Raw genomic sequence first — 22942 nt, 5'->3', positions numbered from 1 at the left:
GGGGGCAACCGGCCGTCATGGAGACCAATGAGGGTACGCAGGAAGCGGTCGAGACCCAGGGGGACGAGCACCACGTCCTCCTCAGCGCCGACACCAACGGCGACGGCAGGACCGATGTCTGGATGACCGACACCACGGGCGACGGCAAGGCCGACCTCTACCAGTTCGACACCACCGGCGACGGCGAGATCGACGTCACGATGGTCGAACGGGCCGACGAGCCGGGCGTGGACCGGGTCGTGGTCGAGGGCGACGGCGGCCACCCCCTGGAGACCTGAGCGACTGCCGAGCGCCGGCCTTCCCGGCCGGCCGGCGCCGTCGAGCCCCCGAGCGGGCGGGCCTGCCCGTACTGCCGTGCGTGGGGCCCACGCCATGGTCCGTGGCCCGGACGGATGAACGTTAGGGTTCCTCCTGTCCGATTCGGCTTGGCGCAGTGACGCCGTGGGTCATAGGTGATGCATGGAGGGCAAGGCGCGTCCCGAGGCGACCGCCGACCAGGCGCTGTTCGAGATGGACCGTCTGATCGCGCTCGCACAGTTCGGCCAGCAGGACATCGCCGGACGCCTCGGTCTCAACGTCACCGACCTGACCTGCCTCGGATTCGTGATCGAGTCGTCCATGGCCGGACGGTCCCTCGGCGCCAGCGACCTGGCGGCCCGGGCCCGGCTGAGTACCGGCGCCGTGACCGGTGTGCTCAACCGGCTGGAGAAGGCACGCTTCATCCGCAGGGAAAGCGACCTGAACGACCGTCGGCGCGTCTGGGTCGTGATGGACGAGTCGGCGCAGGCCCGCATCCTGGAGGTGTACGGCCCGTTCTACGAGCGGCTGCGTCGGCTCTTCGCCGACTACACCGCGGACGAGGTGGCCGTCCTCGCCGACTGGTTCGGCAAGGCGCGGACCGTGATGCAGGAGAGCCTGGACGACATCAGGGACGCTCCCCCCGCCGAGGGCTCGTCGGCCGCCCGGGCCTGAGGGCGCGGTCGGCCTCAGCGCCCGCTGTTTCCCGGTACCGCCGACGCGGTTGCCGGAACGGCCGACCGCGGTTCGCCCGGCTCCGCGGGACGGGACACGGGAACGGCCACGCGCCCCTTGGCCGCGGTTCGGCCCGCCCCCGAACGGCCGGCGATACGGCACCCGAGGCAGTCGGGGTGCCCCTCCGCCGCTGCCCGGTCCCTCGCCCGCCAGTTCTGTTCGCCGACGGGGCGCGGACCGCTCGGCTTGCCCCAGCCGCTCAGATGCAGCACCCACGTGAGCAGCGCGGCGGCGACGATCACCGCGCCTCCGAGGGCGATGCCGGCCGACGACCCTCTCGTCAGTGCCGCGCCCGCGACGCAGAAGCCGAGGACGGCGACGCCCGTTCCCGTCCATCCGGCGACGGTGTGTCCCAGGTCGTGGCTTTCGTGCAGACCGCTCATGAGGCTCCTCGAAGAGGCGAGGCGCGAGAAGATTTATCTCGCGAGCTAAAATATATGCCAGTCATCCTAGAGGCGGTCCGTGGAGACGGCAAACGGGCCGCGTTCGCACGCGGCCCGTTCTGCTCGGCCCGGACGGCCGAGTGGCCGGCCGGTCAGGGGGTGCCGGTAAGGGGGCGGAGCACCGCCGCGCCGACGCGCAGCAGGGCGGACACCGGAGGGCCGACCCACCGTGTCACCTCGCGCGGAACGGCCGGGTCGAGTTCGATCGTCACGCGGACGTACCGAAGGTCGAGGTGGGTGACCGAGGGGTGGTGCTGTGCGGCGGCGGGCCGCTGCGCGGCGGTGTCCGGCTCCCGCCGCAAGGCGGCCCGGTAGGTGTCCCTGCGCTGGTTCACTTCGTTTCCTGACGCTTGATGAGTTCGTCCGCGAGGTCCATGTACGCCGAGCCCTTGACCTCCACAGGGCTGCCGAACGACTGGGAGTACAGGTCCAGTCGTGGAATGTGGGTCGCCAACACGTCGAAGCCCCGCTCGGTGAGCGCCTCGCGGGCATCCGCGTCGGGACCGGTCCGCGTGGCGTCGGGGCGGTTCGTACGGTTCAGGAGCACGGCGGAGCGGGCCGGCTGGGCGCGCAGGGACTGGACGTCGCCCATCTCGCCGCCGATCGGCGCCATCCGGTCCAGTTCGATGGGGGAGGGGGTGACCGGCACGATCCACTCGCTCGCGTACCGCATGATGCTCCGGGCGATGGGCGCGTGGTCCTCCATCTGCGGGGCGTCGAAGACCACGGCACGCCGGTCGCCGAGGAAGTCGTTCACCCGCCGGTGCACGTCGCCCACGGGCAGGGAGAACACCGGGAACGGGAAGCCGCCCGCCAGCTCGCTCCACCGCAGCGCCGAGGACGCGGGGTCGCTGTCCACCAGCAGGGGGGAGTAGCCCGACTCGTGCAGTGCGTGAGCCAACCACACCGCGCTTGTCGTCTTGCCCACTCCGGGTTTCAGGTTCACAAAGGCATAGCTCATCGACACAAGAGGCGACGCTAGTGAGTGCGGGGGACCACCGCCGTCGAGGCGGGGCGCATTGCCTCCTCGTTCACCCTGGGGCGCCCCCGAATCATTCCGATGGATCAACGCCCGCGCCGGTACGGCGGACTGACGATCCGTGAGGTGATCGGAGAGGGCGCGCCGCCCCCCCGTCCGGCGGCCGTTCACGTGAGCCGCGCCGGGCGCCTCGGTATCGCGCCCGGTCTCAACTCGTGCCCCGACGGGCCCGCCTCACCTCGCGGTCGACCGCCCAGGCGTCCGCCACCGGTCCGAGGTGGCGGAGCTTGTCGGGATTGATCACCGAGCGAATGGTCAGGATCCGGCCGTCGACGACGTCGAGTGCCATGGTGTGCAGGACCTCGCCGTCCCGCGTCCGGAAGACCGCGCCCGGCTGGCCGTTGACCTCGTGCGCCTCGAACGTCACGTCGACCAGGGCCATGTGAGGGAAGACGGAGGCCAGCAGCCGGGCCACGTTCTCGGCCCCGGCGACGGCTCGGGACAACTGGGGGGCCTTCCCGCCGCCGTCCCCGACCAGCTGGACGTCGGCCGCCAGCAGGTTCCGCAGTGCGCCCACGTCGCCGTCCTTCAGCGCGTCGAAGAACCGCGTCGCCAGCTCCTGCCGCTGCTCACGGTCCGCCGTGAACCGCGGCCGCCCGTCCGCCATGTGCCGCCGCGCCCGGACGAGCAACTGCCGGCAGGCCGCCTCCGAACGTCCCACCGCCCGGGCGATCTCGTCGAAGTCGAAGGCGAACACGTCCCGCAGCACGAACACCGAGCGTTCGAGGGGGCTGAGCCGTTCCAGCAGGAGCAGCGCCGCCACCGACACCGAATCCGCCAGTTCCACCGCGCGCGCCGGGTCCTCGTACGGATCGCTCAGCAGGGGCTCGGGGAACCAGGGACCCACGTACGCCTCCCGGCGCACCCGCGCGGATCGCAGGACGTCGATCGCGATCCGCGTCACCGTGGCCGAGAGGAACGCCTTGGCGGACGTGGGGCGGGTGGCGGAGCCGTCGTAGCGGAGCCACGTCTCCTGCACGGCGTCCTCCGCCTCGCTCACGCTGCCGAGGATCCGGTAGGCGATCGAGAACAGCAGCGGTCGCAGTTCCTCGAACTCCTCGACCTTGCTCACACCGAGTCCCTTCCGCTCCCATCGCGCCGTACCGGCGGGAAGGGGCTCCTTCCGATGATCGTCCGGGGCCGTCGCCCGGTCAGCGTAGCGACGCCGTGCCCGGGTGGGGTCGGCGATCCCGTCAGCCGAACTGTCCGGGCTCGTAGTCGCCGGCGGGCTGCCGCGTGATGATGTTCAGCCGGTTCACCGAGTTCATGAACGCGACCAGGATGACCAGGGCGGCGAGCTGGTCCTCGTCGTAGTGCTCGGCGGCGGTCGCCCACACCTCGTCGCTGACACCCGTGGACGCGTCGGCGACCCGGGTCCCCTGCTCCGCCAGATCCAGCGCGGCCCGCTCGGCCTCGGTGAAGACCGTGGCCTCCCGCCACGCCACGACCAGGTTCAGCCGCACCGCGCTCTCACCGCCGGCGGCGGCGTCCTTCGTGTGCATGTCGATGCAGGCGGCACACCCGTTGATCTGGCTCACGCGCAGGGCCACCAGCTCCTGGGTGGCGAGCGGCAGTGGGGAGTCCTTGAGCGACCTGCCGGTCGCCATGAAGTACTTGAGGGACTTGCCGGCGGTCGGGTTGGAGAAGTAGTCCAGTCGCGCGTCCATGGTGGCCTTCTCTCTGATCGTCAGTGGGTGTACCCCCGAGACGAGGCAGCCCGGCCGCCTGTGACATCGCGAGCCGTGACCCACGTCTCCTCGTCGCGTCGAGGCGGGACCATCCGCTGCGTGAGCCGGACGCGGTGCGGGTACCCGGCCCGTCCGTGATGATCGAAAGGGGCCGCGCCAACGGCCTCGACGCGTCACGAGCAGGATCCCGACCCGTCACGCAGTCAACGAAGTGGTGATCTGATGGAGCTGAATCTCGCAGGACGGACCGCGCTCGTCACCGGCTCGACGCAGGGGATCGGCGCGGCGATCGCGCTGGGACTCGCCCGGGCCGGTGCCCGCGTCGGGATCAACGGGCGCGACCCCGGCCGGGTGGAGGAAGCCGTCGAGCGGGCGCGCAAGGAAGCACCCCGGGCCGACCTCGTCGCCGTGGCCGCCGACCTCGGTACGGAGGAGGGCGCGGTGCGAGCACGGGAGGTCCTCCCCGAGGTGGACATCCTCGTCAACAATCTCGGCATCTTCGGTTCCCAGCCGGCTCTGGAGATCAGCGACGACGAATGGCGGCGCTACTTCGAGATCAACGTCCTCGCCGCCATCCGCCTCACCCGGATGTACCTGCCGGGCATGATGGCCGGTGGCTTCGGGCGCGTGCAGTACATCGCCAGCGACTCGGCGGTCGTCATTCCGGCCGAGATGATCCACTACGGCATGTCCAAGACCGCGCTGCTGGCCGTGAGCAGGGGGTTCGCCAAGGAGGCGGCGGGCACGGGCGTCACGGTCAACTCCGTCATCGCCGGACCGACCCACACGGGCGGCGTCGAGGACTTCGTCTACGAACTGGTCGACCGCGACCTGCCCTGGGACGAGGCACAGCGCACCTTCATGCGCGAGTACCGCCCCCAGTCCCTGCTGCAGCGGCTGATCGAACCCGAGGAGATCGCGAACCTCGTGGTCTACCTCAGCTCGGAGCAGGCGTCGGCCACGACGGGAGGCGCGGTGCGGGTCGACGGCGGCTACGTCGACTCGATCCTCCCCTAGGGACCCCTTGCCGGCACACGGCCCGTGGGGACCCGCGAGCCCACCGGCGCGGAGCGCAAGCCGCCCGTGGGTCCCACGCGCTCGACACCCGCGCCGCCCGTGGGTCCCACGCGCTCGACAGCCCGTGAAGCTGTGCCGTCGCACAGCACCGCCACGCTTCGGCTGTGCGAGGGCCTTCCGAACACGCGGCCCCCTGTACGCGGCGGCGGACGGCTGGTGCCATGCCCGGCATGTCTTCCGCATCCCGATCATCACTTCCGACGCCGTCAGCAGGCGCGTGCCGTGTGCAGGACGTCCCCACGGGACGGGAGCGCAGACCGTGAGCGGCGGCAGCGGGCAGTCGCTGGCCGTCGTGGTCTTCCTGGGCTTCGTCGCGGTGTCCCTGCTGCTGTGCGGGCTCGCGGCGGCCGACCTGGACGACCCCGAGCACTTCTACGCGGGTGGCAGCGCGGCCTTCGGTCCGGTCGGGGGCGGGCTCGCCATCGCCGGTGACTACATCTCGGCCGCCACGCTGCTCAGCACCACCGGCTCGGTCGCCCTCGACGGCGCCGACGGGATGCTCTTCGCCGGCGCCACCGTCGTATCGCTCTACCTCGTCCTGCGCATCCTGGGTGAACCCCTGCGCCGCGGTGGGGTGTTCACACTCGGGGACTTCCTCTCCGAGCGGCTCGGGGACCCCACGGTGCGCCGCGCCCTGGGCGTGACCACCCTCGTCGTCCTCACCCCGCTGCTCCTGGTGCAACTCGGCACCGCCGGGCACATCATGGCCGCCATGTTCGGCCTCCCCGACGGAGCGCTCACCGGATGCACGGTGGCGGGCGGAGCCCTCATGGTCTGCTACGCGGCGTTCGGCGGCATGCGCGGGACCGGCTACGTACAGATCCTCAAGGTCGGAGTGACCGTGACCGCCGTGGTGCTGGTCGCCGGAATCGTCCTCGCCCGGTTCGGATGGTCACCGCCGGCTCTGTTCGAAGCCGCCCGGAAGCACTCCGGAGCGGGCGCCGCCTACGCGCGCCCCGGGCTCCACTTCGGCCCCTCCCTCGCCGGACGCCTCGACCTGATCAGCTTTCAGGCGACCCTGCTGGTCGGCGCGGCCTGTCTGCCGCACATCACCATGCGCCTCCACCCGCTCCGCGACGCCCGCACCGCGCGGCGGGCCATCGGCTGGGCCGTGGGTCCCGTCGCGCTGGTGTGCGCCGGAGTCGTCGTCGCCGGGCTGGGGGCCTGTGCCCTGATCGGCCGGGACGCGCTGCGGGCGGCCGACCCGGGAGGCGCGACAGCCCTGCTCATGGTGACGGGAGCGCTCGATCCCGCCGACGGCGTCGCACGGCACAGCATGCTCTTCGCGATCGTCGCCTGTGCCGTGTTCGCGACCACGCTCGCAGCCGTCGCGGGCATCACGCTGGCCGCGGCCTCCAGCCTCGCCCGTGACTTCCGGAACCGGCCGGCGCACGGTGCCGGGGGCGGTTCGCAGGCCAGGGAGATCCGGCGTGCGCGGGTGGCCATCGTCCTGGTGGGCGCGGCAGCGGTCGTACTCTCCGCCGTCCTCGCCGACCGCGGCAGGCTCACCCTGATCTCACTGTCGTTCACCGTCGCGGCCTCGGTGCTGGCTCCGGTCCTGCTGTACGCGCTGTTCCTGCCGGGCCACTCGGCCACCGGGGTGCGCTGGACGGTCTACGGGACCCTGCCGTTGATCGTGCTGCTGCTGACGGGTTCGCCGGCGGTCTCGGGCATACCGACCGCGGTCTTCCCCGACCACGACGTCCACTGGTTCCCGCTCCAGACGCCGGGGCTGATCACGATCCCGGCCGGATTCCTGCTCGGCCTCGTGGGCCGTCGACGCTCGCGCACGGTGCGCCAACAGCCGCGGCGCGACCGTCAGTTCGTCCAGCGAGGGTGAACGCGGCCCGGGCCGGACACCTGAGGTGGAACGGGCCGCTGAGGGGGACGCAGAGGGACACCACACCTCTTGCCGCTCTCAACTTATAGCGCACAGGGGGGCTTGCGGCAAGGCCCCCGTGGTGCCGCAGAATCTCCCGGCAAGGCCAGGGACCTGCGGAAACGGAGAATCACTCAGTGCGTTCGTGTGAGTTGGTGGACGGGTGGCGCGACGGCGCCGCCCGGGGACGGGATGCGCGCCACGGGCACCCCGGTGCGGCGTCGGCGCGACCGGGGCGCCGCCGCGCGCGGCCGTTCGGACCCGGCACTGCCGCCCGGGAACGGAGCTGACGTGATGACCCCCTTGAGCACCAGCGCCTTCGCCCTGCCCGAGCGCCTCGCCCCCAAGGCCGACCCGGCGCTGATCGCCGCCGACGAGCGGCACTTCGCGGCCGTCGCGGAGAGCCTTGAACTGGCGATCCATGAGCTGTCCGACCGTCTCGACGCCCTGCGGAGGGAGCCCGGCGGCATCGGCCGGGAGGCGATGGAGCGGGATGCCGAGATCCACCGGCTGACCGGCAGGCTGCGCGCCCTGCGACGCTTCGGCATCGACCTGTGCCTCGGCCACACCGTCGGGGCACAGGACGCGGAGCCCCTGTACATCGGACGCCTCGGCCTCACCGACAGCACGGGCCGCCGTCTGCTGACCGACTGGCGCTCACCGGCGGCCGAGCCGTTCTTCGCGGCCACCCACGCCAACCCGATGGGGCTGACGAGCCGTCGCCGCTACCGCTGGACGCGCGGCCGGATCAGCGACTACTGGGACGAGGTGTTCGCCGCCGACGGACTGGACCGGCACGCGGCGCTCGACGACCAGTCCGCCTTCATCGCCGGCCTCGGCGCCAACCGGTCGGACCGGATGCGGGACGTGCTCGCCACCATCCAGGCGGACCAGGACGCCGTCATCCGCGCCGGATCACGCGGGGCGCTCGTCGTCGACGGCGGTCCGGGTACGGGCAAGACCGTCGTCGCGCTGCACCGCTCCGCCTACCTCCTGTACGCGGACCCCCGGCTCGGCCGGAACCGCCGCGGCGGTGTCCTGTTCGTCGGCCCGCATCAGCCCTACCTGGCCTACGTCGGCGACGTCCTCCCGAGCCTCGGCGAGGAGGGCGTACAGATCTGCACCCTGCGCGACCTGGTCCCCGAGGGCGCCGCCGCGACGGCCGAGACCGACCCGGACGTCGCCCTCCTGAAGTCCTCCGCGGACATGGTCGGGGCGATCGAGAAGGCCGCCCGGTTCTACGAGACACCGCCCACCCGCGGGATGACGGTCTCGACGCCCTGGGCCGACGTCCGGCTGACCGCCGACGACTGGGCCGAGGCGTTCGAGGCACCCGGACCGGGCGTTCCGCACAACGAGGCACGGGACGAGATCTGGGAGGAACTGCTCACGATCCTGCTGGACAAGCACGACGACGACATCGCGCCCGATGTGTTCCGCGGGGCCCTGCGGCACGACGAGGAACTCGTGGGCACCCTCCACCGCGCCTGGCCGGTCGTCGAGCCGGCCGACCTCGTCGGAGACCTCTGGTCGGTGCCCGCCTACCTGCGGATGTGCGCTCCCTGGCTCGGACCCGAGGACGTACGGAAGCTGCAGCGCGCGGACCCTCATGCCTGGACCGCGTCCGACCTGCCGCTCCTGGACGCGGCCCGTCAACGGCTCGGCGACCCCGAGGCGTCCGTCCGCAGGCGGCGCCGCGAGGCCTCCGTCGCCGCCGAACGCGCGCGCCGGGCCGACGTCGTCGACAGCCTGCTGCAGAACGTCGTGATCGACGAGAGCGAGGGCGCGATGGGGATGCTGCGCGGACGGGACCTGCAGGAGACCCTGATCGACGAGGCCGCGCTGCCCGGCGCCGAGCCGGAGCCCCTCGCGGGCCCGTTCGCGCACATCGTCGTGGACGAGGCCCAGGAACTGACCGACGCGGAATGGCAGATGCTTTTGCTCCGCTGTCCCTCGCGGAGCTTCACCATCGTCGGTGACCGGGCTCAGGCGAGGCACGGATTCACCGAGTCCTGGCGGGAACGTCTCGAACGGATCGGGCTCGACCGGGTCGAGGTGGCTTCCCTGAGCATCAACTACCGCACACCGGAGGAGGTGATGGCGGAGGCCGAGCCGGTCATCCGCGCCGTGCTCCCGGACGCCAACGTGCCGACCTCCGTGCGCGCCGGCGGCCTCCCCGTCGTCCACGGATCCGTCGCCGAAAGGGACGCGATCCTCGGCGCATGGCTCGCCGCGCACGACGAGGGGGTCGCCTGTGTCATCGGAGATCCCATGTTCCGGCCGACGGCGCGGGTCCGCTCACTCACCCCGGAGCTGTCGAAGGGGCTCGAGTTCGACCTGGTCGTCCTCGTCGACCCGGACACGTTCGGAGAGGGCGTCGAGGGAGCCGTCGACCGCTACGTCGCGATGACCCGGGCCACCCGGCAACTCGTGGTCCTCACGCGTCCGTGACCCGGCCGGTCAGTACCCGGACTCGACCAGCCGTGCCAGGTTGTCCAGCGCCATGCGCGTCCCGGTCTCGTTGTCCGCGGCCGGAACCGCGTCCGGCACGCCTTCGTGCACGATGACGACCTCGGTGCCGCCGTCCACCTCGGTCAGCTGCGTGGTGATGACCATCTCGCCACGCAGCGCGGGATCCGCCGTCTCGAAGGCGAGTACCTCCACCACCCGTTCGTCGGGGACGAGTTGAGCGAAACGGCCGTGATACGTGTCGGTGCGCCCCGCCGACTTGCCGGTGGCGTCCGGTGCGTCGTAGGTGAGCGACACCCGGAACGCGCCGCCCTCGCGGGCGTCGAAGGCGTGCACCTCGGTTCGCATGTCGTGCGGCGCCCGCCACCGCGCTACCGCGTCCGCATCCAGAAGGGCCCGGTAGACGGCACCTCGGGGGGCGTTCACATGACCCGTCATTCGCGTCGTGTACACGAGGTCCAGGCTACAGAGGAGAGCCCGAGGAGGCGCGGCAGGCCGCGGTGTCGGGCGCCGCGCGCAGAGGGCCGCCGATTCCCCGGAGCCGCTTTCCCTGCCTGAGCAACACCCGGCCGTCCGGCGGGTGTTGGCCGCACCGCGAGAGGGTGCCGCTGACGGGTCCTACGCGGGAGCCGCGTCGACGCGACCTCTTGACGGCCGTGGTTCAGACCTTTAACGTCGCGGCACGTGTAGTTCACAGGTGAACTTCAAGTTCATCTACATGAACAATGCCTTCCCCCACCGTCTGCTCGGCACGACCAGACGAAAGGCCGTGATCGTCATCTTGAAGAGGCAACCACATACTCGAACGTCCGCCGCACGCAGCGGACTTGCCGTGGCGCAGCCGCTGTCGGATGCCGGCGCTCCCTTTCGGCGGCCGCAGTGACCACGGGTCGCCCCGGTGGGCCGATCCACCGCACCGCCCTCTCCTCCCGACGATCGACGAAGGACGTCAACATGACTCGTTCCAGGATTCTCGCGACGGTGACCGTCGCCGGTGTCGTCACCGCGGTGACCGTGCTCGGCACGGCAGCCGCGGGCGCGGCCGACCCGAAGGTCGCGCCCGGCGGCAACTTCGACCTGTCCGTGTGGCAATTGCAGGAGCCGGTGGGCTCTCCGGGCTCGCCGACGACGATCTCCTCGTCCCGGCTGCAGGGAGCGAGCGGCTTCCAGGACTCGTACTTCTACACCGACACGCGCGACGGCGCGATGACGTTCTGGGCACCGGAGAAGGGCGTCACCACGCCGAACTCCAACTACGCGCGCTCCGAGCTGCGGGAGATGAACCGCAGCGGCAGCGCGGCGGACTGGTCGCTCGGCGGCAGTCACCGGCTGAGCGCGACGCTGAGGGTGGTGTCGGTGACGTCCAACGTGTGCGTCGGCCAGATCCACCTCGGCTCGGGCGGCTCGTCCACGAAGCCGCTCGTGGAGCTCTACTACCGCTCCAGCGGCGACATCGTCGTCGGCACCGAGAACTCCCCGTCGGGCGGCCAGACGACCCACACGGTGGGGCACGTGTCGGTCGGCAAGACGTGGACCTACACCATCGCCGTGTCCGGCGGGAACACCATCGACCTGACCGTCAACGGCAGTACGACGCACTACCCGATACCGTCGTCGTTCTTCCCGTACAAGCAGTACTTCAAGGCGGGCTCCTACAACCAGTCCTCCTCCGACAGCACCACGAAGGGTGCGAAGGTCGGCTTCTACGGTCTGACCGTCTCGCACGGCTGACGCGTCACCCCGCACCGCGTACGCGGCCCTGTGACGACCCCGACGCCGTCGCAGGGCCCGTCCGTGTCGTCGTTCAGCGGATGCCGGCCTGCCGCGCCCGCGCGGTCACCGAGCGGGGGTCGCCGGTGAACGGGTCGCCGTGCCCGGGCAGCATGACCGTCGCCCCCAGTTCGTCGATGCGGTCCAGGGCGGCCAGCGCGGCGCGGCTGTCGTGTGTGAAGCCGCGGCACACGAGGGTGGGTCCTTCGTGGCCGGTCAGCCCGTCGTGGCTGACCAGGGCGTCGCCCGTGAAGAGCAGGCCGCGCTCCGGGAAGAAGTAGCCGGTGCTGCCCGGAGTGTGTCCCGGCAGCGCGACCGCGAGGGGAGCGCCGGGAACCTCCTCCAGCCGCCGGTCGGCGTCGAAGACGCGCACGTCGCGAACGGCGGGAGCGGTGAAGGCACCCGCGCGGGCGAGGTGCAGGGGGGCGCCGAGCGCGCCGGGCCTGCGCAGCAGGTAGGGGAGCGCGGAGCGCTCGGGTCTGGCGTGGCGCAGCGCGCTGCGCGGTCCGTCGCGCAGGATGGCCGCGTCCTTCTCGTGCACCCAGACGTCGGCGCCGGCCCGCTGGACGGTCCGGGCGAGTCCGGTGTGGTCGGGGTGGCCATGGGTCAGGAGTACGGCGCGGATCCCGGCGGGGGAGTGCCCCGCGAGGGCCAGATGGTCCCGCAGTCCCGCCAGGTGCGCGGGCAGCCCCGCGTCGATGAGGACGAGGCCGCCGGGCTCCTCGACCACGTAGAAGTTGACGACGCGGTCGCCGAGCCGGTGGACGCCCGGCGCGACCTGCTGGGCGGTGGGACGGGGCATGCGGTCCTCCGGTGGCGAGCAGCGGAACTATTTCGATACAGTCAACTGTAACGGAATGGGGAGGAGCGCGTCCGATGGTGAGCGAACCACCGCGCCGGGCCTACGACGCCGGGCGCAGGCGCGATGCCGCGCGCCGGAGCCGTGCCCAAGTGCTCGCGGCCTGCCGCGAGTTGCTGTTCCGGGACGGCTATCAGGCGACGACACTCCGTGCCGTCGCGGACCGTGCGGGCGTCTCCGTCGAGACCGTGTACAAGACGTTCGGCGGCAAGCCCGGGCTGGTGAAGGCCCTCTGGGACATCACGCTGGCCGGTGACGACGACGCCCTGGTCATGGCCGAGCGCCCCCAGCTCCAGGAGGTGTGGGCGACGCGTGACCCGCAGGTCAAGCTCCGGCGCTACGCGGCGTTCGTCCGCGGGGTGCACGAACGGCTGGCCGCGTTGTTCGCGCTGCTCGTGCAGGCCGGGCCCGCGGTGGGCGAGGTCCTGGAAGCCGGTGAACGCGAACGTCTGACCGGCGTCACCGCCTTCGTCGCCCACCTCGCCGAAGCCGGTGTCGTGCGCTCAGGGGCCGACCGGGCCCACCTCGCGGACTCCGTCTGGACCCTGACAGGGCCGGGCCCCTTCACCCGGCTCACCGCGGAGCGCGGCTGGTCCGCCGACGCCTACGAGGGCTGGCTCGCCGCGCTGCTCGTCGCGACGCTCCTGGAGCCGGCGCCCGGGCGCGACTGAGTGGGGGCGCCGGGTCCGCTTCAGCGGTGCGCGGGGGCCGGCCACTGCTTCAGCGGTGCGCGGGGGTGGGCCCGGACCTGACGTCGTGGGCCTCCGGCGATCCGCTCCGTTGGCTCACTCGGGTCGGCGCAGGCCCGCGATCAGGAGGGCGACCAGTCGTCGCGCGTCGTAGTGCGGGTCGTTGCCCGCCCCGATGCACAGGTTCCCGACGCCGCGCATCAGCTCGTACGCCTTCAGGTCCGATCGGATCTCGCCGGATTCCGCGGCCGCGTCGAGGAGCCGGCCGCACACGGGCAGGAGGCGGTCGAGGAAGTAGGTGTGCAGCCCGTCGAAGGCCGTGTTGTCCGGCTGGAGGACGGCCGCGAGGCCGTGCTTGGTGACGAGGAAGTCGACGAAGAGGTCGATCCACTGGGCCAGTGCCGCGTGCGGGGACGTGCCGTCGGCCAGAAGGGCCGGTCCCGCCTCGGCGCACGCCTCGACCTGGTGCCGGTACACGGCGATGATGAGGTCCGCCCGTGTGGGGAAGTGCCGGTAGATCGTCGCCGTCCCGACACCGGCCCGCGCGGCGACATCACGCACGGGCGCCTCCACGCCGGCCTCCGCGAAGATCGCCGCGGCCGCGTCGAGCAGGGACTCCTGGTTGCGCCGGGCGTCGGCGCGCTTGGCCCGGGGCGCCCGCCCCGCGGTCTCGTCGCTGTCGTTCATCCGTGCCGTTCCCTCCACTGCCGAACAGCGGAACGGGACATCGTTCCGGATCGGGGTTGATAAGCGGGACGCTGTTCCGTATCGTCAAACGGGACGGGGTTCCGTTTGCTCATGATGGCAGACGGCGGCCCGTCGGCCAAGCCACGCAGTGACACACGTTTCGCCGGCGATCGAGGAGTCAGATCATGCAGTACCGCACCTTGGGCCGCACCGGAGTGCAGGTCGGCTCGCTCGCGCTCGGCGCGATGAACTTCGGCCGCATCGGCCGCACCACGCAGGACGAGGCCACCGCCATCGTCGACGCAGCCCTGGAGGGCGGTATCAACCTGGTCGACACGGCCGACATGTACGGCGACGGCGAGTCGGAGGAGATGGTCGGCAAGGCCATCGCCGGCCGCCGGGACGACATCGTGCTCGCCACGAAGGCCGGCCTGCCCATGGGAGAGGACCCCAACCACCGCGGCAGTTCACGCCGTTGGCTGGCCACCGAGCTGGACAACAGCCTGCGCCGGCTCGGTGTCGACCACGTCGATCTCTACCAGATCCACCGCTGGGACCCGGAGACCGCCGACGAGGAGACGCTGTCCGCGCTGACCGACCTGCAACGCGCAGGAAAGATCAGGTACTTCGGCTCCTCGACCTTCCCCGCGCACCGTGTCGTGCAGGCGCAGTGGGCCGCGCGCGAACACCGCCTGAGCCGCTACGTCACCGAGCAGCCCAGTTACTCGATCCTGCAACGCGGTGTCGAGGCCCACGTCCTGCCCGTCACCGAGGAGTACGGGCTCGGCGTGCTCGTGTGGAGCCCGCTGGCCTCGGGCTGGCTGTCGGGGGCGGTCCGCGCGGGCCGGGAGATCACCACCAGTCGCTCGGCGGTCATGCCGCAGCGCTTCGACCTCTCCGTTCCCTCCAACAGGGCGCGCCTCGACGCCGTGGAACGGCTCGCGAAGGTCGCGGACGAGGCGGGTCTGACCCTGATCCAGCTCGCGCTGGGCTTCGTCACCGCGCACCCCGCCGTGACGAGCGCGCTCATCGGCCCCCGCACGCCGGACCACCTGCGCGCGCAGCTCGCAGCCGCGGACACCGTGCTCTCCGCCGACGTACTCGACGCGATCGACGCGATCGTGGCTCCGGGGACCGACCTCGCGGCGCACGAGAAGTTCGACACCCCGCCCGCTCTGCTCGACCCGGCGTTGCGCCGGCGCTGACGGCGCCGGGACATGGCCTGGCGACCCTGCCCCGGGTCAGTTCCGGTGCGGGGCCGCCAGGAATCGGTGGGCGGAACGTGGCTGTCAGCCGGTGTAGGCCTCCAGTTCGGACAGTTGCCCCGCCGGCCAGCCGGTGTTGCCGGTGAAGGTCACCCGGAGATAGCGGGTCGCGGTGCCGGTCAGGTTGACGGTCACGGTGTTGCCGCTCGACGGGTTGAACGTGTATCCCGCCGACGACTTCAGCGTGCTGAACGTGGAGTTGTCGGTACTGCCGAGCACGCTCAGCGTCTGGGTGCGCGTGGCCCAAGCGGTCGCCGGGGGCAGCTTGAGCACGACGCGCTTGACCGCCTTGGCGGCGCCGAGGTCGACGGTCACGGACTGCGGGAAGGCGTTGTTGGCGCTCTCCCAGTAGGTGTCCGCGTTGCCGTCCACGGCCTTGGAGGCGGGGTAGACGTCGGTGTGACTCGTCTCGGTGACCGGCCGGTTCTTGGCGAGGTTCACGGTCGGGTCCGTGGGCGGGTCGGTCGGCGGGTCCGTCGGAGGATCGGTGGGCGGGTCGGTCGGGGGCGTGGTGCCTCCGCCGGGTACGCCGCCGTTGGTCCACTGCGGGGCCGGCCAGTTGCCCGTGCAGGCCGGCGGGTCCGCGTACCAGCCGCTGTTGCCGGCGCCGCGGGTGATCACGAAGCCGGAACCGACGCAGTTGTGGATCGGGTTGGACTGGGCGATGTGCGTGGCCGTGACGTTGGTGAAGGAGGCCGTGCCCGTCGCCTGGATCTGCAGGGCGTAGGTGCCCGCCCCGTCGATCCGCACGTTCTCGAAGTGCAGCCCCTTCGTCGCCCCCTCGATGTTCATGATGGCGGCGTAGGAGCTGTCGAGGATTTCGCTGTCCGTGATGTTGATCGTCGCGTCCAGCGCTTCGTTGAGCCCGCTGAACCAGACCGCGCCGACACCGAACTGCCAGTTGTAGTCGTTGTTGCCGGTCCGGATCAGCGTGTTGCGGGCGGCCGTGGTGGTACCCGAAACGGCCGTTCCCTGACCGGAGTTGACGCCCGGATAGCGGTTGGCCACGTGCAGTCCGCCGCCGTTGGTGATGGTGTCCGCCATCACGTTGTCGGAGATGGTGATGTCCTTGCCGCCGTACGTGACGATGTTGTTGGCGAGGATCGGCAGGATCACCGTGTTGAAGGTGAACTTGTTCTTGACGTTCGGGACGCTCTCCGCCCACATCGCCAGACCGTCGTCACCCGTGTTCCGTACGAACGTGTTGGTGACCGTGGAGTTGGTGACGCCCATGTGGAAGTTCACGCCGTCCGCGGTCTGGTCCAGGATGCGGCTGTTCTTGATGGTGAAGTTGTCCATCGGGCCGTCCATCCAGGCCCCGCACTTGGTGTGCTGCATCCACACGTTGTCGACCGTGGAGTTGGACAACGCGCCACCGATGGCGTTGACCTGGTCGTCGTCGACGCGCTCGCGGATGTCCCCGAGGATGGCGAAGTCCTTGAGCGTGACGTTCTTGCTGCCGCCCTGGTTGGCGTACTTGCCGTAGACACCCACGGCCTTCGACCGGTTCACCGGGTCCCGGCCGGTGAGGACGCTGTACCAGGGACCGGCGCCGGCGAGCGTCACCTGGTCGACGACGATGTGGTCGCGCACCTGGAAGGTGCCCTGGGGGATGTACACGGTCTTGCCCTGCGCCTTGCCCGCGTCGACGGCCGCCTGGATCTTGGCGGTCGAGTCGGCCGCCCCGGTCGGGTCGGCCCCGAAGTCGGCGACGACGTCCAGCGCTCCGGACGGCTTGCCGATGGGCGCGCCCACCTGCTCGAAGTCGGCGAGGTCGATGGTGAACGTCGGTGAGTCGCTCGTGGACGACACCTGCAGCCGCACCTTGGTGCCGGCCGGCAGCGTCGAGCCGAGCAGGGTGCGGGTCTCGTCGTAGAAGTGGTGGGGGTTGGTGTCGCCGGGGTTGTTGTTGAACGGATAACCGCCGTAGTACCAGCTGTACTTGGAGGTCACCGGGATGCTCTTGAGCTGCGTGCCGTTGACCTTCAGGTCGAGGCTCGCGTCGCGGCCGGTGCCCGCGGAGTTGTCGGGCAGCGAGTAGCGGAACGACATCGCGTTGGCCGGTGCGGTCAGGGTGAACTCGACGTACTCGCCTGTCGCGTCCAGTGTCACCGCCTGCCGGCCGGACGCCTCGGAGGGGAGGTGGCCGTAGAGCCGGTCCGGTCCGATGAGGGTGCCGTTGGTGGCGGCGTATTCGGCCTCCTGTTCCTTGAACGGGACGGTTGCGCCGCGGCCGGATATGCCGACCGGGGAAGGAGCCGGCACCCCGGCCGCGACGGCGTTGGGTGCGAGGGCCACGGCCACGACCGTGCCGGCCGCGGCGAGTGCCAGCGACACGGTCGCCGCCAGTCCTCGGCGCAGGGGTCTGCCATTGGGGGATGAATTCACAGGCGTGCGTCCTCAGGGCTCGTGGGGTGAGCGGACGCAAGAAGGCTAGAAGCGACGGCAAGGGAAGTCTATGAACGTGCGCAAGATTGATACAGAGAGCCGCAAATAATCGACGAACAGGAGGGTGGGCCGCGTGAGGCACGCGCTCGGAGGCGCGGGCCCGGCGTCATGACCGGTGCTGCGCCGCGGGCCGAGGCACCCCGTCAACTGCTCCCCGCCCCCGTCGACCGCGCGGGGCGCCCGCGGCCGGACGGGGGAACGCGTGCTCGTCCCCGCCCGGCGGGAGCCGAAAAACCGCATGCCCCTGCTCAGCCCCCGTTGCTAGCATCGCCGACATGATCACGCCTTCGTCCCAGCACCGGATGACGCCCCGCACACGGGGCTGCTGAGCACGGACGCGTACCGCATTCCGAGGCCCCGGGACGGGGCCCCGACGTGCGTCGCGGATCGGCCCCCACCCCGGTAGGAGGACCGATGACCGCATCACGCCACTACGTCACGACGACCATCCCGTACGTCAACTCGCGCCCCCACCTGGGCTTCGCCCTGGAACTCGTCCAGGCGGACACCCTGGCCCGGCACTGGCGCCGGAGAGGGAGCGAGGTCCGCCTCGTCGGCGGCACCGACGACAACTCCCTCAAGAACGTCCTCGCCGCCGAGGCCGAGGGCCTAGACGTGCAGGTGCTGGTCGACCGCAACGCCGACGCCTTCGCCGTCCTGCGCGATCCGCTCGACCTCACCCTGGACGACTTCATCCGCACCAGCAGCGACCCCCGCCACCGGGTCGGGGTGGAACGGCTGTGGCGCCGCTGCGCCGCCGCGGGCGATCTGTACCGCAAGGAGTACGAGGGCCTGTACTGCGTCGGCTGCGAGCAGTTCTACACGCCCGGCGAACTGGTCGGGGGCCGCTGCGCCGAGCACGGCACCGAACCCCGGCCCGTCGCCGAGGAGAACTGGTTCTTCCGTCTCTCGCGCTACGCCGATCGGCTCCACGACCTGATCACGGACGGAGTGCTGCGCGTCGAACCCGCCGCCCGGCGCAACGAGGTCCTCGCCCTGATCGAGAGCGGGCTGCACGACTTCTCCGTCTCCCGATCCCAGGTCCGCGCCCGTGGCTGGGGCATCCCCGTGCCCGACGACCCGGCCCAGGTCGTCTACGTCTGGTGGGACGCCCTCGGCAACTACGTCACCAGCCTCGGCTACGGCACCGGCGAGGCCGCGTACGAGCGGTGGTGGGCGGGCGACGGACGCCGCGTCCACCTGGTGGGCAAGGGCGTCGTGCGCTTCCACGCCGTGTACTGGCCGGCGATCCTGCTGTCGGCGGGACTGCCGCTGCCCACGGACATCCTGGTCCACGACTACCTCACGGTCGGCGGCCGCAAGATCAGCAAATCCGGGCCGGACACCGTCGACCCGGTCGCGCTCACCGACGCGTACGGCACCGACGCCGTCCGGTGGTGGCTGCTGCGGGACGTGCCCCGCGTCGGAGACGCCGACTTCACTCCGGAACGGCTGACCGCCCGTGCCGACGCGGACTTCGCCGGCGGGCTGGGCAACCTCGTCCACCGAGTCGTGACCATGGTCCACCGGTACCGTGCGGGCACGGTCCCCGCTGCCGGCGGAGCCGAGCCCGCGGTGGCGTTCCTGGAGGACGTGTGCCGAGGAGTCCCCGGCCGGATCGACGCCGCCCTGGAGGACTACGACTTCCGCGGGGCCGTGCGCGCCGCGTGGGAGATCGTGGAAGCCGCCAACCGCTGCGTCGACACCACGCGCCCGTGGGAACTGGCGCGCGCCGAGGGGCGCGGAGACGGTGCGGCGGGCCGGCGCTTGGACGACGTCCTCGCCGCGCTCGTGACGGCGTGCCGTCTGCTCGCCGACGAACTCTCCCCGTTCGTCCCCGGCGCCGCCGCACGGATCTCCGAACAGGTCGGGCCCACCGCGAACGGCACGCTCCCGCCCGCGGCACCACTCTTCACCCCGCTCCGCGCGGGCGGGTAGTCGGGGGCGAACCGCCAGGTGCCGGAGGACAACTGCGCCTTCGCTGCCCGGACTTGCCCGGCCGGTGCGCCGCGCGTTCCGCGGCGGGAGCGCCGCGGAACAGGGGTCAGCGGCCCTTGCGCACTCGGGCCGCCGCTCGGGCCTCCGCCGCCTTCCGGGCGTCGGCGGCCTTACGGGTCTCCTTCGTCGGGCGTCCCGGCCGGGTGCCCATGCCGCGAAACGGCGCGTTGCCGGCCTTCGGCGGGGTGGGCGGACGCTTCGCGCCGGTGATCTCGGACAGCGCGGCCTCTCCCGAGCGGACCTGGGTGACCGTCGGCCGGATCCCGGCGTCGGACATCATCCGGTTCACGTCGCGGCGCTGGTTCTGCGTGACCAGGGTGACCACCCGCCCCGACTCGCCGGCACGGGCGGTGCGCCCGCCCCGGTGCAGGTAGTCCTTGGCGTCGGCAGGAGGGTCGACATTGACCACGAGGTCCAGGTCGTCGATGTGGATGCCGCGTGCCGCGACGTTGGTGGCGACCAGGACGGTGATCTCACCGTCCTTGAACTGGCCGAGCGTGTGCATGCGCTGCGGCTGCGACTTCCCGCTGTGCAGGGCGGAGGCCCGGATGCCGCTCGCCCGCAGGTGACGGGTGAACTGGTCCACGCCGGTCTTGGTGTCCAGGAACATCAGCACCCGGCCGTCCCGTGCGGCGATCTCGGTCGCCGTCGCGTACCTGTCGGCGCCGTGGATGTTCAGCACGTGGTGTTCCATCGTGGTGACCGAGGCCGCCATCGTGTCGACGGAGGCGAGGACGGGGTCGTGCAGGTGCTCGCGGACGAGCTGGTCGACATTGCGGTCGAGGGTGGCCGAGAACAGCAGACGCTGCCCGTCCGGGCGCACCTGGTCCAGGAGCTCCGACACCTGCGGCAGGAACCCCAGGTCGCACATCTGGTCGGCCTCGTCCAGCACCGCGATCCGCACCTGGTTGAGCAGGCAGTCCCGGCGTGAGACCAGGTCCGTGAGGCGGCCGGGTGTCGCGATGAGCACCTCGACGCCGGAGCGCAGCTCCGCCGTCTGCCGGTTGATGGACAGGCCGCCGACCACGGTCGTCAGGCGCAGGTCCAGCGCCCGCGCGTACGGTGCGAGGGCGTCGCTCACCTGCTGTGCGAGTTCCCGCGTGGGAACCAGCACCAGCGCCAGCGGCCGCTTGGACTCCGCCCGCCGTCCCGCCGTCCGGGCGAGCAGGGCCAGCCCGAAGGCCAGCGTCTTGCCGGAACCGGTGCGCGCCCGGCCGAGTACGTCCCGCCCGGCGAGCGCGTTCGGAAGGGTCGCGGCCTGGACCGGGAACGGCTCCGTCACCCCGAGGCCGGTCAGCGTCGTCAGCAGCTCCGGCGGCAGCCCGAGCTCGTCGAAGGACGTGACCGGCGGCAGGCCGGGGGAGACCGTCTGCGGCATGGCGACCTCGCCCTGCGGCGCTGCCGGCCGCTGCTCGCCGGTGCGGTGCCGTCCAGAAGCCGGAGGCTTCGCGTTCATGGGGAACCTTCCTCAGTCCGACGCCCGAAACACTCCGGGGCCCGTACCCCTGGGTACGGGCCCCGGCGACGTCGAAGCGTGAAGGCCATTTTACCAGCGGACGACCCGGCGCTTCCCGGGCCGGTCACGCGCGGGACATCGCCCCCGCCCGTCCGGGCCGTGCCCTCCGGCGCAGCCCGGTTCGAGGATGGGACGGCCCCCCGAACGCCGTCCTCCCGTGTGCGCCGAACGGCGGCGCAGCGGACGCCGAGCGGCGCCGGCCCGTGGTGCAATCCGGGCAAGGACGCCATACCCACCCGCCCTTTCTCGATGAGGCGGCCGGATGTGACCTTCTCCATTGCGGGCGGCGGGCCGAGGCGGCGAGTGTCTGCCGGAACGGGTCCCCGAAGAACTGTTATCCGGGGCCCTGGGGGCGGTCTCCCATGTGACGGCAGCATCGTTCGGAGTCGAGGACAGGGAAGTTTTCATGAGGAGACAGCAAGGGGTGGACCCGGCGGCACTGGTCACTGCCGCCCGAGCGGGCGACTCGGAGGCCCAGGACGCCTTGGTCGGGGCCTATCTCCCGTTGGTCTACAACGTCGTCGGACGCGCGCTGAACGGCTCGGTCGACGTGGACGACGTCGTGCAGAACACCATGCTCCGCGCCCTGGACGGCCTCGACGGTCTGCGTACTCCGGAGAACTTCCGCTCCTGGCTCGTGGCGATCGCGATGAACCAGGTGCGCGCCCACTGGCAGGACCGCCAGCTCGCCCCCGGCGGCGTCGAGGAGGCCGAGCACCTCGCGGACCCGGGCGCCGATTTCGTGGACCTGACCATGTGGCAGCTCCAGCTGTCCGGCCAGCGCCGGGAGACCGCGCTCGCAACGCGCTGGCTGGAACCCGACGACCGGGCGGCGCTTTCCCTGTGGTGGCTGGAGTGCGCCGGAGAACTGACCCGCGCCGAGGTCGCCGAGGCGCTGGAGTTGTCCCCGCAGCACGCGGCGGTGCAGGTCCAGCGCATGAAGGCACAGTTGGAGACGGCACGCGTGGTCGTACGGGCCCTCGACGCGCAGCCGCCCTGTCCGGAGCTGCACGGGCTGCTCGGCTCCTGGAACGGCCGGCCCTCGGCGCTGTGGCGCAAGCGAATAGCCCGGCACGCGCGGGGCTGCGTCCGCTGTTCGGGACTCTGGAACGGACTGATGCCCGCCGAGGGACTGCTGGCCGGCCTGGCCTTGATCGCGGCGTCCCCCGGACTGATCGCGGTGCTGCGGCCCGGCCCGGACGGCATGGTCGCCGCCGGATCGGCGTCCCGGCTGCGGGACGCCGGCGGCTCGCCTGCCGGTGGCGCCGGGCACCGAGCCCCTCGCGGCGGATCGGCGTCCCGCCTGGAAGCGCGCCGGCGCCGGCGCGTAAGGCGCCGGGCCGTCGGCGGCGCAGTCGTCGCCGCGTGCGTGGCGGGCGGGGGACTGTGGTACTTCGCGATCGACTCCGGGACGTCGAACGGGGGAGCCACCGCGGCGCGTACCGCGGGCGACCCCGTCATGGACCTCTCGGCGCCGGGCGCCGACGGCGTCCCGGCCTCGCCCTCCGCGTCGGCGTCCTCCTCCTCGTCCCCGTCGCCCTCCGCGTCGAAGTCGGCGAAGCCGAAGGCGACGAAGGCGCCCCGTCACGCGGAGCCGAGTACGCCCGCCTCGACATCCGCGGCGCCCGCGACCCGGACGGTCTCCGCCGCGCCCCGGTCGCAGGCGGCCCCGTCGGGCACGGTGGCCCAGGTGGTCGCGCTGGTGAACAAGGAACGCGCCGCCGCCGGCTGCGGCCCGCTCACCGAGAACGCGGACCTGGAGCAGGCCGCGCTGGACCACTCCGAGGACATGGCCGCCCGCGACTTCTTCGACCACAGCAACCCCGACGGCGAGGACCCCGGCGAGCGCATCACCGCCGCGGGCTACCGCTGGTCCACGTACGGCGAGAACATCGCCCGGGGCCAGCAGACCCCGGAGTCGGTGATGGACTCCTGGATGAACAGCCCGGGTCACCGCGCGAACATCCTGAACTGCTCGTTCAAGAACATCGGTGTCGGCGTGCACAAGGGCTCGGGCGGCCCGTGGTGGACCCAGGACTTCGGCGCCAAGATGTGAGGGTGTCTCCGTAGGCCGGCCGTGACC

At 71.7% G+C, this 22942-nt stretch carries 21 protein-coding genes; 11 read left to right on the top strand and 10 right to left on the bottom strand.

Going from position 1 to position 22942, the window contains the following annotated elements:
* Positions 1–17: 17 nt before the first annotated feature.
* Both ABZT74_RS17045 and ABZT74_RS17040 read left to right on the top strand, forming a co-directional pair.
* Positions 18–278 (top strand): hypothetical protein, encoded by a 261-nt coding sequence (locus tag ABZT74_RS17045; protein WP_355876211.1) that lies wholly within the window; start codon positions 18–20, stop codon positions 276–278.
* Between the two features lie 181 nt (positions 279–459).
* Entirely contained in the window at positions 460–972 is a 513-nt protein-coding gene (locus ABZT74_RS17040) for a MarR family transcriptional regulator (protein ID WP_356435673.1), read from the top strand.
* 14 nt (positions 973–986) lie between these two features.
* On the opposite strand, the gene ABZT74_RS17035 is transcribed toward ABZT74_RS17040, so the two are convergent.
* The 5 genes from ABZT74_RS17035 to ABZT74_RS17015 form a co-directional block, all read right to left on the bottom strand.
* The gene (locus ABZT74_RS17035) at positions 987–1415 is read right to left on the bottom strand and encodes an HGxxPAAW family protein (protein WP_356435670.1); all 429 of its coding nucleotides are present in this window, start codon (positions 1413–1415) and stop codon (positions 987–989) included.
* Positions 1416–1567: 152 nt separating this feature from the next.
* A complete protein-coding gene (locus ABZT74_RS17030; protein ID WP_356435667.1) occupies positions 1568–1810 on the bottom strand; it encodes a hypothetical protein in 243 nt (80 codons plus the stop codon).
* Complete coding sequence (locus tag ABZT74_RS17025; RefSeq protein ID WP_355876200.1) at positions 1807–2421, bottom strand: ParA family protein; 615 nt, start codon at positions 2419–2421, stop codon at positions 1807–1809. Before ABZT74_RS17025 ends, ABZT74_RS17030 begins: the two co-directional genes overlap by 4 nt.
* A gap of 241 nt (positions 2422–2662) precedes the next feature.
* The gene (locus ABZT74_RS17020; protein WP_355876198.1) at positions 2663–3586 is read right to left on the bottom strand and encodes an RNA polymerase sigma-70 factor; all 924 of its coding nucleotides are present in this window, start codon (positions 3584–3586) and stop codon (positions 2663–2665) included.
* A 121-nt stretch (positions 3587–3707) separates the two neighbouring features.
* Positions 3708–4181, bottom strand: a complete 474-nt coding sequence (locus ABZT74_RS17015) for a carboxymuconolactone decarboxylase family protein (protein WP_356435664.1) — start codon at positions 4179–4181, stop codon at positions 3708–3710.
* Between the two features lie 243 nt (positions 4182–4424).
* Between ABZT74_RS17015 and ABZT74_RS17010 the strand changes: the two genes are divergently transcribed.
* The 3 genes from ABZT74_RS17010 (at position 4425) to helR (ending at position 9609) form a co-directional block, all read left to right on the top strand.
* Positions 4425–5219, top strand: a complete 795-nt coding sequence (locus ABZT74_RS17010) for an SDR family oxidoreductase (protein ID WP_356171666.1) — start codon at positions 4425–4427, stop codon at positions 5217–5219.
* A 319-nt stretch (positions 5220–5538) separates the two neighbouring features.
* The gene (locus tag ABZT74_RS17005) at positions 5539–7119 is read left to right on the top strand and encodes a cation acetate symporter (protein WP_356435661.1); all 1581 of its coding nucleotides are present in this window, start codon (positions 5539–5541) and stop codon (positions 7117–7119) included.
* Positions 7120–7452: 333 nt separating this feature from the next.
* Positions 7453–9609 carry an RNA polymerase recycling motor ATPase HelR gene (helR, locus tag ABZT74_RS17000; protein ID WP_356435658.1) on the top strand — a complete coding sequence of 719 codons (2157 nt, stop codon included), beginning with the start codon at positions 7453–7455 and terminating at the stop codon, positions 9607–9609.
* A 9-nt stretch (positions 9610–9618) separates the two neighbouring features.
* Here the strand turns inward: helR and ABZT74_RS16995 are convergent, their stop codons facing one another.
* Positions 9619–10080, bottom strand: coding sequence for an SRPBCC family protein (locus ABZT74_RS16995; RefSeq protein WP_356171673.1), 462 nt, complete (start codon positions 10078–10080; stop codon positions 9619–9621).
* Between the two features lie 244 nt (positions 10081–10324).
* On the opposite strand from ABZT74_RS16995, the gene ABZT74_RS16990 reads away from it, so the two are divergent.
* A complete protein-coding gene (locus tag ABZT74_RS16990; protein ID WP_356171676.1) occupies positions 10325–10510 on the top strand; it encodes a hypothetical protein in 186 nt (61 codons plus the stop codon).
* A 71-nt stretch (positions 10511–10581) separates the two neighbouring features.
* Positions 10582–11358 (top strand): polysaccharide lyase family 7 protein, encoded by a 777-nt coding sequence (locus ABZT74_RS16985; protein ID WP_355876180.1) that lies wholly within the window; start codon positions 10582–10584, stop codon positions 11356–11358.
* Positions 11359–11431: 73 nt separating this feature from the next.
* Here ABZT74_RS16985 and ABZT74_RS16980 read toward each other — a convergent pair whose 3' ends face one another.
* Complete coding sequence (locus tag ABZT74_RS16980) at positions 11432–12199, bottom strand: MBL fold metallo-hydrolase (protein WP_356171679.1); 768 nt, start codon at positions 12197–12199, stop codon at positions 11432–11434.
* Between the two features lie 74 nt (positions 12200–12273).
* Between ABZT74_RS16980 and ABZT74_RS16975 the strand changes: the two genes are divergently transcribed.
* Positions 12274–12927, top strand: coding sequence for a helix-turn-helix domain-containing protein (locus ABZT74_RS16975; protein WP_356171682.1), 654 nt, complete (start codon positions 12274–12276; stop codon positions 12925–12927).
* A gap of 114 nt (positions 12928–13041) precedes the next feature.
* Here ABZT74_RS16975 and ABZT74_RS16970 read toward each other — a convergent pair whose 3' ends face one another.
* Positions 13042–13632, bottom strand: coding sequence for a TetR/AcrR family transcriptional regulator (locus tag ABZT74_RS16970; RefSeq protein WP_356171685.1), 591 nt, complete (start codon positions 13630–13632; stop codon positions 13042–13044).
* 185 nt (positions 13633–13817) lie between these two features.
* On the opposite strand from ABZT74_RS16970, the gene ABZT74_RS16965 reads away from it, so the two are divergent.
* Positions 13818–14837 (top strand): aldo/keto reductase, encoded by a 1020-nt coding sequence (locus tag ABZT74_RS16965; protein ID WP_356435654.1) that lies wholly within the window; start codon positions 13818–13820, stop codon positions 14835–14837.
* Between the two features lie 84 nt (positions 14838–14921).
* On the opposite strand, the gene ABZT74_RS16960 is transcribed toward ABZT74_RS16965, so the two are convergent.
* The gene (locus ABZT74_RS16960; RefSeq protein ID WP_356171690.1) at positions 14922–17285 is read right to left on the bottom strand and encodes a discoidin domain-containing protein; all 2364 of its coding nucleotides are present in this window, start codon (positions 17283–17285) and stop codon (positions 14922–14924) included.
* Positions 17286–17759: 474 nt separating this feature from the next.
* Between ABZT74_RS16960 and ABZT74_RS16955 the strand changes: the two genes are divergently transcribed.
* Positions 17760–19283 carry a methionine--tRNA ligase gene (locus ABZT74_RS16955; RefSeq protein WP_356435651.1) on the top strand — a complete coding sequence of 508 codons (1524 nt, stop codon included), beginning with the start codon at positions 17760–17762 and terminating at the stop codon, positions 19281–19283.
* Positions 19284–19389: 106 nt separating this feature from the next.
* Here ABZT74_RS16955 and ABZT74_RS16950 read toward each other — a convergent pair whose 3' ends face one another.
* A complete protein-coding gene (locus ABZT74_RS16950; protein ID WP_356435648.1) occupies positions 19390–20799 on the bottom strand; it encodes a DEAD/DEAH box helicase in 1410 nt (469 codons plus the stop codon).
* A 466-nt stretch (positions 20800–21265) separates the two neighbouring features.
* Between ABZT74_RS16950 and ABZT74_RS16945 the strand changes: the two genes are divergently transcribed.
* Positions 21266–22915 (top strand): sigma-70 family RNA polymerase sigma factor, encoded by a 1650-nt coding sequence (locus tag ABZT74_RS16945; protein WP_356435645.1) that lies wholly within the window; start codon positions 21266–21268, stop codon positions 22913–22915.
* The last annotated feature ends 27 nt before the right edge of the window (positions 22916–22942 follow it).

The organism is Streptomyces sp. NPDC005302, from assembly GCF_040607345.1.
GTDB lineage: Bacteria > Actinomycetota > Actinomycetes > Streptomycetales > Streptomycetaceae > Streptomyces.
The sequence above is the reverse complement of the archived record's forward strand: the minus strand, read 5'-3'. Positions and strand labels throughout refer to the sequence as shown.

What these genes read in the sequence shown, in the direction of transcription:
- ABZT74_RS17045 (WP_355876211.1), top strand. Translation starts at nt 18, where the DNA reads ATGGAGACCAATGAGGGTACGCAGGAAGCGGTCGAGACCCAGGGGGAC.
- ABZT74_RS17040 (WP_356435673.1), top strand. Translation starts at nt 460, where the DNA reads ATGGAGGGCAAGGCGCGTCCCGAGGCGACCGCCGACCAGGCGCTGTTC.
- ABZT74_RS17035 (WP_356435670.1), bottom strand. Translation starts at nt 1,415, where the DNA reads ATGAGCGGTCTGCACGAAAGCCACGACCTGGGACACACCGTCGCCGGA.
- ABZT74_RS17015 (WP_356435664.1), bottom strand. Translation starts at nt 4,181, where the DNA reads ATGGACGCGCGACTGGACTACTTCTCCAACCCGACCGCCGGCAAGTCC.
- ABZT74_RS17010 (WP_356171666.1), top strand. Translation starts at nt 4,425, where the DNA reads ATGGAGCTGAATCTCGCAGGACGGACCGCGCTCGTCACCGGCTCGACG.
- helR (WP_356435658.1), top strand. Translation starts at nt 7,453, where the DNA reads ATGACCCCCTTGAGCACCAGCGCCTTCGCCCTGCCCGAGCGCCTCGCC.
- ABZT74_RS16985 (WP_355876180.1), top strand. Translation starts at nt 10,582, where the DNA reads ATGACTCGTTCCAGGATTCTCGCGACGGTGACCGTCGCCGGTGTCGTC.
- ABZT74_RS16980 (WP_356171679.1), bottom strand. Translation starts at nt 12,199, where the DNA reads ATGCCCCGTCCCACCGCCCAGCAGGTCGCGCCGGGCGTCCACCGGCTC.
- ABZT74_RS16975 (WP_356171682.1), top strand. Translation starts at nt 12,274, where the DNA reads ATGGTGAGCGAACCACCGCGCCGGGCCTACGACGCCGGGCGCAGGCGC.
- ABZT74_RS16970 (WP_356171685.1), bottom strand. Translation starts at nt 13,632, where the DNA reads ATGAACGACAGCGACGAGACCGCGGGGCGGGCGCCCCGGGCCAAGCGC.
- ABZT74_RS16965 (WP_356435654.1), top strand. Translation starts at nt 13,818, where the DNA reads ATGCAGTACCGCACCTTGGGCCGCACCGGAGTGCAGGTCGGCTCGCTC.
- ABZT74_RS16955 (WP_356435651.1), top strand. Translation starts at nt 17,760, where the DNA reads ATGACCGCATCACGCCACTACGTCACGACGACCATCCCGTACGTCAAC.
- ABZT74_RS16950 (WP_356435648.1), bottom strand. Translation starts at nt 20,799, where the DNA reads ATGAACGCGAAGCCTCCGGCTTCTGGACGGCACCGCACCGGCGAGCAG.
- ABZT74_RS16945 (WP_356435645.1), top strand. Translation starts at nt 21,266, where the DNA reads ATGAGGAGACAGCAAGGGGTGGACCCGGCGGCACTGGTCACTGCCGCC.